Here is an 8,566-nt window from a genome sequence, read left to right as displayed (position 1 = left end):
CGCGGGGGAGTCGGCGGCGCGCTGGGCGCGCGCGGCCTCGTCCTCCGGCGTGCGCGGCCAGCGGTAGCCGTCGGACTCGGGGAAGTGCCGGTCGTACGGGCCGCCGCGCCGGCGCCCGCGGGCCCGGCCGCGGCGGCGGTCCGGGTCGTAGCGCACCGCCAGGAAGACCAGGGCGCCGAGCAGCAGCAGCGGGAACAGCTGGTCGCCGTCGCCCATCGAGGAGAAGAACACCCCGGTGCCGATCACGGTCAGCAGCACCGCGCCGACCGACTGGCCGTCGACCCGGCCGGTGAGCACCCGCTGGAGCTCGGTGCGCCCGCCCCGGCCCTTGCCGTCGGCGCCGTCCTCGGTCGGGATGATCAGCCAGGCCAGGCCGTACAGGAACAGCCCGAGGCCGCCGGAGAGGCAGAGCACCACGGTGACCACCCGGAAGACCACCGGGTCGATGTCCAGATGCCGCCCGAGGCCACCGCAGACGCCGGCCACCACGCGGTGGTGCTCGGCCCTGGTGAGCGACGGGCGGTCAGGTTCCGGCGGGGCGGTGGGCCCGGCCTCCTGGATGCGGTGGTCCTCGGTCATGGACACCATCCTTCCGGCAGGGGGCGGGCGGACCCAACCGGGTACGGCCCTGCCCGTACCCTGACTTGTCCCTGATAAGGCCCAGGGGTACACCCTGATGCGCCCGCGGGCGCCCGCGTGGAACCATCGGTGGCGTGGCAGCACCCGGTTCCGACCCCCGACCCCTCGCCCCCGACGCCGCACCGTCGGGAGGCGGCGACCCGACCGCGCCCGACGGCGAGCGGCCGCCGTACCGCCGGCTCTACCGCAGCCCGCAGGGGCGGATGCTGGGCGGCGTCGCGCACGGCCTGGCGATGCACCTCGGACTGCCCGTCCGGTGGGTGCGGATCGCCTTCGTGCTGCTGTTCTTCGCGCAGGGGATCGGCGCGCTGCTGTACGCCGCGTTCTGGTTCGTGGTGCCGATCGGCATCGGCGAGGCCTCGCAGCGCGGCGGCGCGCACTGGGTGAACGTCAACGGCGTCTACATCCCGACCTCGCCGTGGCTGCGGCCGGGCACGCCGCTGACCAAGGCGGGCGGCGGCTGGGTCGGCCGCCTGCGGGAGCTGCTCCAGCACGCCGTCCAGGGCGAGCCGGCCGCCGCGCCCGCGGCCGCCGCCGAGGGCGAGTCCGCGGATGCCGCCCGGCCCGCAGCCAAGGACGGGCAGGGCGGCATCGGCCAGCTCGCCGCCCTGGTGATGGTCGTGATCGGCCTGATAGCCCTGCTCAACGTGCTCGGCTGGCAGACCGCCAAGCCCTACACCTGGCCGTTGCTGGCGATCGGTGTCGGCGTCGCGCTGGTCTGGCGGCAGGCCGACGACTCGCGCTGGCAGCGCTGGTTCGGCATCGAGGAGGGCGAGAAGCGGCGCGGCGCCTACACCCGGGTCGGCGCCGGCGTGCTGCTCGCGGTGGCCGGCACCATCGCGCTGCTCGCCATGCAGGGCAGCGGCTCCCCGCTCGCCGCGGTGGTCCAGGCCTCGCTCGCGGTGCTGGCCGGGGTGCTGGTCCTGCTCGGCCCGTACGGCCTGCGGATGTGGCAGGACCTCGGCGCCGAGCGCACCGCCCGCATCCGCGCCCAGGAGCGCGCCGAGATCGCCGCGCACATCCACGACTCGGTGCTGCACACCCTGACCCTGATCCAGCGTCGGGCCGAGGACCCCAAGGAGGTGCTGCGGCTGGCGCGCTCGCAGGAGCGCGAGCTGCGGCTGTGGCTGTACCGCCCGGAGGCCGCCGCCGAGGCCGCGCCGGACACCATGGCGGAGACCCTGCGCGCCGTCGTCGCCGAGGTCGAGGACCGGCACGGCGTCCCGGTCGAGCTGGTGGTCGTCGGCGACTGCCCGATGGACGAGAGGATCGCGGCACAGATGCAGGCCGCGAGGGAGGCGACCGTCAACGCGGCCAAGTACGGTGGCGGGGGACCGGTCCAGGTCTACGCCGAGGTGGAGGGGAGGACGGTGTCGGTGTTCGTCCGCGACCACGGACCCGGCTTCGACCCCGACACGGTGCCCGAGGACCGGATGGGCGTGCGGGAGTCGATCGTCGGCCGGATGAAGCGCAACGGCGGTACCGCCAGGGTGCGGCCGGCGGCGGGCGGCGGCACCGAGGTCGAGCTGGAGATGGAGAGAACGAATGACTGAGGCAGGGCCGGAGCGCAGGGCCAGGGTCGTGCTGGTGGACGACCACCGGATGTTCCGGACGGGGGTCAGGGCCGAGATCGGCCGCACCGAGGTGACCGGCATCGACGTGGTCGGCGAGGCCGACGACGTGGACTCGGCGGTCCGCGTGGTCGCCGAGACCAGGCCGGACGTGGTGCTGCTCGACGTCCACCTGCCCGGCGGCGGCGGCGTCGAGGTGCTGCGCCGCTCCGTCGGGGTGATGGGGGAGCAATCAGGAGGGGCGGCGCGCAGCGCCTCGGACAAGGGTGGTGGCGGGCGACGGGAGGGCGTCAAGTTCCTGGCGCTGTCCGTCTCGGACGCGGCCGAGGACGTCATCGGCGTCATCCGCGGCGGCGCGCGCGGTTACGTCACCAAGACCATCACCGGCACCGACCTGGTCGACGCGGTCTTCCGGATCGCCGACGGCGACGCCGTCTTCTCGCCCCGGCTGGCCGGCTTCGTGCTGGACGCCTTCGCCGCCACCGACACCCCGCCGGTGGACGAGGACCTCGACCGGCTGACCCAGCGCGAGCGCGAGGTGCTGCGGCTGATCGCCCGCGGGTACGCGTACAAGGAGATCGCCAAGCAGCTGTTCATCTCGGTGAAGACGGTCGAGAGCCACGTCTCCGCCGTCCTGCGCAAGCTCCAGCTCAGCAACCGCCACGAGCTCACCCGCTGGGCCACCGCCCGCCGCCTGGTCTGAGGCGGCCCGGCGTCTCGAACGTCGTCAAGCCCGTCCGCTCGATCTCTTCGGGGCGGCCGGGCTTGTCGGTGGGTGGCCATAGACTCGATGTGCCATGAGTAGCCTCTTTGACGACCTTCCGCTCCCCGGTTTCGAGGCACCAGCCGCCGGGTCGAAGCAGCCCGCCGCGCCCATCGACGAGGAGCCTCCGCCGTACGAGGACGACGCCCCGTACGACGCGTACGAGGAGGCCATCCCGGACGGCCTGTTCCAGACCGACCATGCCGCCGAGGCCGAGCGGGACGCCTGGTACCGCAACGGCGCCGCCCGTACCGTGGTGGACCCGGCGCAGCTGCTGGAGGGGATGAACGACCCGCAGCGCGAGGCGGTGCTGCACGCCGGCTCGCCGCTGCTGATCGTGGCCGGCGCCGGCTCCGGCAAGACCCGGGTGCTGACCCACCGGATCGCCCACCTGCTGGGCGCCCGCGGCGTGCAGCCGGGCGAGATCCTGGCGATCACCTTCACCAACAAGGCCGCCGGCGAGATGCGCGAGCGCGTCGAAGCGCTGGTCGGCCCGCGCGCCCGGGCGATGTGGGTGTCCACCTTCCACAGCGCCTGCGTGCGGATCCTGCGCCGCGAGTCCAAGCAGCTGGGCTTCACCTCCAGCTTCTCGATCTACGACTCGGCCGACTCGCAGCGGCTGATGTCGCTGGTCTGCCGGGACCTCGACCTGGACCCGAAGCAGTTCCCGCCGAAGTCCTTCACCGCGAAGATCAGCAACCTCAAGAACGAGCTGATCGACGAGGAGACCTTCGCCGACCAGGCCGCCAACCCGATGGAGAAGAAGCTCGCCGAGGCGTACGCGCTGTACCAGCGGCGGCTGCGCGAGGCCAACGCGCTCGACTTCGACGACATCATCATGACGACGGTGAACCTGCTCCAGGCCTTCCCCGACGTCGCCGAGCACTACCGGCGCCGGTTCCGGCACATCCTGGTCGACGAGTACCAGGACACCAACCACGCCCAGTACATGCTGGTGCGGGAGCTGAGCGGCGGATCCGTCACGGCCGCGCCGAAGCGCACCGCGGACGGCGACTTCGTGAACCCGGCGGCGGCCGGGCGCCTGGCCGAGGTGCCACCGGCCGAGCTGTGCGTGGTCGGTGACGCGGACCAGTCGATCTACGCCTTCCGCGGCGCGACCATCCGCAACATCCTCCAGTTCGAGGAGGACTACCCGAACGCGACCACGATCCTGCTGGAGCAGAACTACCGCTCCACGCAGACCATCCTGAGCGCCGCCAACGCCGTCATCGAGCGCAACGCCAACCGCCGCGAGAAGAAGCTCTGGACGGCCGGCGAGCACGGCGAGAAGGTGGTCGGCTACGTCGCGGACGACGAGCACGGTGAGGCCCAGTTCATCGCCGACGAGATCGACCGGCTCACCGACAAGGGCGAGACCAAGCCCGGCGACGTCGCGATCTTCTACCGCACCAACGCCCAGTCCCGGGTGTTCGAGGAGGTGTTCATCCGGGTCGGCCTGCCGTACAAGGTGGTCGGCGGGGTGCGCTTCTACGAGCGCAAGGAGGTCCGGGACGTCCTGGCCTACCTGCGGGTGCTCTCCAACCCGGAGGACACCGTGCCGCTGCGCCGGATCCTCAACGTGCCCAAGCGCGGCATCGGCGAGCGGGCCGAGGCGATGATCGACGCGCTGGCCGCGCGGGAGCGGATCTCCTTCGCCCAGGCGCTGGTGCGGGTCGACGAGGCGTACGGGATGGCCGCGCGCTCGGCCAACGCCGTCAAGAAGTTCAACACCCTGATGGCCGGGCTGCGCCAGGTCGTCGAGTCGGGCGCGGGCCCGGCGGCGGTGCTGGAGGCCGTCCTGGAGGAGACCGGGTACCTGGCCGAGCTCCAGTCCTCCACCGACCCGCAGGACGAGACCCGGGTGGAGAACCTCCAGGAGCTCGCGTCCGTCGCCCTGGAGTACGAGCAGGACCCGGGCGAGTGGCCGGACGCCGGGGAGGAGGGCACGCCGCCGGTCGGCTCGCTGGCCGACTTCCTGGAGCGGGTCGCGCTGGTCGCCGACTCGGACCAGATCCCGGACGAGGACGAGGAGGGGCAGGGCGTCATCACGATGATGACCCTGCACACCGCCAAGGGCCTGGAGTTCCCGGTCGTCTTCCTGACCGGCATGGAGGACGGCATCTTCCCGCACATGCGGGCGCTCAACCAGGTCAAGGAGCTGGAGGAGGAGCGCCGGCTCGCGTACGTGGGGCTCACCCGGGCCCGCGAGCGGCTGTACCTGACCCGCTCGGTGCTGCGCAGCGCCTGGGGGCAGCCGGCCTACAACCCGGCCTCGCGGTTCCTGGAGGAGATCCCGGAGGCGCTGGTCGAGTGGAAGCGGACGGGGGCGGCGCAGGCGCCGGTCCAGCGGGGCTTCTCCTCGGGCTCCTCCTGGGGCAAGTCCTCGTCCGGGGGCGGGAGTTCGCGGTCCTCGTCCTCCTCGGCGGCCTCGCCGAAGGCAGGCTGGGGCCAGTCGGCCCGGCGCGCGGGCAAGGTCGTGGAGCGCGAGGCCGTCTCGCTCGCGGTCGGCGACAGGGTCACCCACGACACCTTCGGGCTGGGCACGGTGGTGGCCGTCACCGGTGTCGGCGACCGGGCGCAGGCCACGGTCGACTTCGGCACCGACGGGCGCAAGCAGCTGCTGCTGCGGTACGCCCCGGTGGAGAAGCTCTAACGGGGGTCCAGCCCGTTCGCGAGGAACCAGGGCAGCGGGTCGACCGGCCCGCTGCCCTGCGGGCGGATCTCGAAGTGCAGGTGCGGGCCGGTGCTGTTGCCGCTGCTGCCGACGAAGGCGATCACGTCGCCCTGCTTCACCGGGCCCTTGCGCACCTTGTACGCCCGCAGGTGGCAGAACCAGGCCTCGGTGCCGTCGTTCATCTTCAGCATCGACATGTAGCCGTAGAACGGGTTCCACTGGGTGCGGATCGTGCCGTCGGCGACGGCGTAGACCTCCGAGCCGCCGTCCACCGGGAAGTCGATGCCGGTGTGCCGGTTGGCCCAGTGGGTGCCGTCCGCGCCGAACAGTTCGCCGAGGCCGTGCTGGGCGACCGGCATGACCACCTTGGGCTTGACCGGCTCGGCGGTCGGCTGCGCCGTCGGGGTGGCGGTCGGCTGGGCGCTCGGGGCGTCGGTGGGCTGGGTGCCGGCCAGCGGCTGGCGGGCGTCGCCGCGCGAGGCCTGGGTCTGGTCGCCGCCGGCCAGGGCTTGCGCGGCCGCCTGCTGTGCCGACTGCTGGGCGGCCGCGCCGTCCGGGGAATCGGTCGCGCTCCTCGGTGCCGGGCCGCCTGCCTCGGTGTGCCGGTCCGTCTGGCCCTGCACCGTCATGGCCGCCGCCGCGGCGACTCCGAGCGCGGCCACCGACGGGAGCGCGACCCGTAGCAGCGCCGTGCGGGTGGCCGCCTTGGCGGCACCCCGGCGCTGGGCGCGGGACTGCTCGCGGGCGGCGAGGCGCAGCTCCGCACGGGTCGGACGGGCGGCTGCTTCGGGAGCCATCGGGGGCTGCCTCCTCGGTGGGCCTCGGGCACGTCGTCGGGCGAGGTGAAGACAGCCGTGACTGTAGCCGCAAGGTCGACGCCCCGGAAAAACCTCCGGTTGTCAAGGGTGCGGCCGGGGGGTCTGTGCGGAGGTTGCGCGCAGGAGGGGTATACCCGCTGGTAGCAAGGCCTGGGGCTGTGACTTTGCCCTCCTCTTCGGGGGCGGCACGGTGAACCGGGCCGGGTGGCGCTAATCTCCCCTCAGGTTGGTTGGTTATCGAGCGTTAACCGCACCCGTGGGCCCACGAGGTCCGGTCGGAGTGGACGACGAGGTCCAGGAGGCAGTGATGAGTGTGTCGGGGCCGATCCGTGTGGTGGTCGCCAAGCCGGGGCTCGACGGTCACGACCGTGGCGCCAAGGTGATCGCGCGCGCCCTGCGCGACGCCGGTATGGAGGTCATCTACACCGGGCTGCACCAGACGCCCGAGCAGGTGGTCGACACCGCGATCCAGGAGGACGCGGACGGCATCGGGCTGTCGATCCTCTCCGGCGCCCACATGACGCTGTGCGCGCGGGTGCTGGAGCTGCTGAAGGAGCGCGACGCGGAGGACATCAAGGTCTTCTGCGGCGGGATCATCCCGGACGAGGACATCGCCGAGCTCAAGGCGATGGGCGTCGCGGACATCTTCACCCCGGGCACGCCCACCCGGGACGTGGTGGCCTGGGTCGAGGCCAATCTGCGGGCCAGCTGACCTGCGGTACCGAAAGGCTGAGAGCGGGCCGGTCCGGTGAGGGCCAGCCCGCTCCGCCGCATTCAGCCCGCCGGTTCGGCCGGCCTCGGCTCGTCCGGCCTCAGCCCACTCGGCGTCGGTTCATCCGGCGTCAGCCCACTCGGCGTCAGTTCATTCGGCATCGAGTTCCTTCAGCATCGCGGCCCGGAAGCGGAGCGTCCCGGCCAGCCGGGCGAAGGTCTCCGACCAGGCGGAGTCGGGGGAGGCCTCGGCGGCCAGCTCCTCGACGGCGGCGGCCGTCTCCGGGGCGAGCGCGCGTTCCGTCATCCCGAGCACCCCGCTGTGGCTCCACGGGTACGCGCCGGAGGCGGCGGCCCGGGCCAGCGCCGTCACGACGGCGGTGGACAGCGGCGGCGTCCACGGGGTGGCACAGGCGCCGAGCAGCTGGAAGGCCTCGCCCACGCCGTGCACCTCGATGAAGGCGGCCGTCCAGGCGGCCCGCTCCTCCGGCGGGAGGACGGCCAGCAGCTTCGCCGGGGCGCCGGTGACCCGCGGGGAGCGGGCCCGGCCGGCGCCGCGGGCGGGCGGCACCGGGGCCGGGCCGAGCAGCGCCCGGGCCCAGTCGGCGTCGTGCTGGCGGACGGCGGCGCGCGCCCAGGCCTCGCGCAGGTCGTCGGCCCAGCTGCTGCTGGTCTCGTCCACGCTGTCGCCGACCCGCAGCCCGAGCAGCCGCTCGGGCGTCAGACCGGTGCTCCGCTGCCAGAGCGCGAGCGGCGCGGCGGCCACCACCTCGCCGAACCACCAGGCCCGCTCGCCGCGCCCGGTGGGGGACTTGGGCGCGATGCCGTCGCGCTGCATCCGCTCGTCGCACTCGGCGGGCGGGGTGACCAGCAGGTGGGTGCCGCCGTCGGCGAGCCGGACGGCGGCCCGCGCCCGCTCGGCCATCCGCTCCGCGAGGGCCGAGCCGGGCAGGGTGGAGAGCAGTTCGGCGGCGGTGGCCCGGACGTTCTTGCTGCGGTCGCCGAGGGCGGCCTCCAGGAACGGCTCGTCGGCGGGGGAGAGGCCGTCCTGCAGGGCGTCGAGGAAGAGCAGGCGGTCCTCGGCGCGCTCGGTGGACCAGGTGCCGCGCAGCAGCTCCAGCCCGGCGGCCGGATCGCGGCGGCGCAGCAGGGTGAGGTGGGTGACCCGTTCGGCGAACAGGCCCTCGTGCCACGGCCGGTCGTCCGCCGGGTCGTCCGACCGCTCGGTGGGTTCGGGAGCGGTGGTGCGCAGCACGAACCGCCAGTCCGGGTTCCGCTCGGCCAGCCAGCGGCCCAGCGGTCCGGCCAACGCGACGGCGTCGGGCCGCAGTTCGCTGCGCGCGCGGGCGGCGTCGAGCAGTCCGGGCACCAGCGCGGCGGGCGGCCGCAG

7 protein-coding genes are annotated in these 8,566 nt (G+C 73.7%); 4 read left to right on the top strand and 3 right to left on the bottom strand.

All coding sequences use genetic code 11. From position 1 onward, the window contains the following. On the bottom strand, positions 1–579 hold a 579-nt coding region (locus J0670_RS21975; RefSeq protein WP_207813358.1), incomplete at its 3' end, for a PspC domain-containing protein. 134 nt (positions 580–713) lie between these two features. On the opposite strand from J0670_RS21975, the gene J0670_RS21970 reads away from it, so the two are divergent. From J0670_RS21970 to pcrA, 3 genes are all read left to right on the top strand, one after another. Beyond that, positions 714–2,192 (top strand): PspC domain-containing protein, encoded by a 1,479-nt coding sequence (locus tag J0670_RS21970; protein WP_374223143.1) that lies wholly within the window; start codon positions 714–716, stop codon positions 2,190–2,192. Next, a complete protein-coding gene (locus J0670_RS21965; RefSeq protein WP_207813357.1) occupies positions 2,185–2,913 on the top strand; it encodes a response regulator transcription factor in 729 nt (242 codons plus the stop codon). The genes J0670_RS21970 and J0670_RS21965 overlap by 8 nt, the downstream gene beginning before the upstream one ends. Before the next feature lie 94 nt (positions 2,914–3,007). Further along, entirely contained in the window at positions 3,008–5,626 is a 2,619-nt protein-coding gene (pcrA, locus tag J0670_RS21960) for a DNA helicase PcrA (RefSeq protein ID WP_207813356.1), read from the top strand. On the opposite strand, the gene J0670_RS21955 is transcribed toward pcrA, so the two are convergent. Next, positions 5,623–6,444: a M23 family metallopeptidase gene (locus J0670_RS21955; protein ID WP_207813355.1), complete on the bottom strand. Its 822-nt coding sequence runs from the start codon at positions 6,442–6,444 to the stop codon at positions 5,623–5,625. The genes pcrA and J0670_RS21955 overlap by 4 nt on opposite strands. 328 nt (positions 6,445–6,772) lie before the next feature. On the opposite strand from J0670_RS21955, the gene J0670_RS21950 reads away from it, so the two are divergent. After that, entirely contained in the window at positions 6,773–7,177 is a 405-nt protein-coding gene (locus tag J0670_RS21950) for a cobalamin B12-binding domain-containing protein (protein WP_030059180.1), read from the top strand. 150 nt (positions 7,178–7,327) lie between these two features. Here J0670_RS21950 and J0670_RS21945 read toward each other — a convergent pair. Continuing rightward, positions 7,328–8,566 (bottom strand): DUF5691 domain-containing protein (locus tag J0670_RS21945; protein WP_207813354.1); only part of this gene is annotated, 1,239 nt, incomplete at its 5' end.

It is taken from the genome of Streptomyces sp. FH025, assembly GCF_017427025.1.
Classification (GTDB): domain Bacteria; phylum Actinomycetota; class Actinomycetes; order Streptomycetales; family Streptomycetaceae; genus Kitasatospora.
This window is presented reverse-complemented; position numbering and strand designations above follow the sequence as displayed.

Excerpts from the sequence above, each read along its gene's own strand:
- J0670_RS21950 (WP_030059180.1), top strand. The coding sequence starts at position 6,773 with ATGAGTGTGTCGGGGCCGATCCGTGTGGTGGTCGCCAAGCCGGGGCTC.
- pcrA (WP_207813356.1), top strand. The coding sequence starts at position 3,008 with ATGAGTAGCCTCTTTGACGACCTTCCGCTCCCCGGTTTCGAGGCACCA.
- J0670_RS21955 (WP_207813355.1), bottom strand. The coding sequence starts at position 6,444 with ATGGCTCCCGAAGCAGCCGCCCGTCCGACCCGTGCGGAGCTGCGCCTC.
- J0670_RS21965 (WP_207813357.1), top strand. The coding sequence starts at position 2,185 with ATGACTGAGGCAGGGCCGGAGCGCAGGGCCAGGGTCGTGCTGGTGGAC.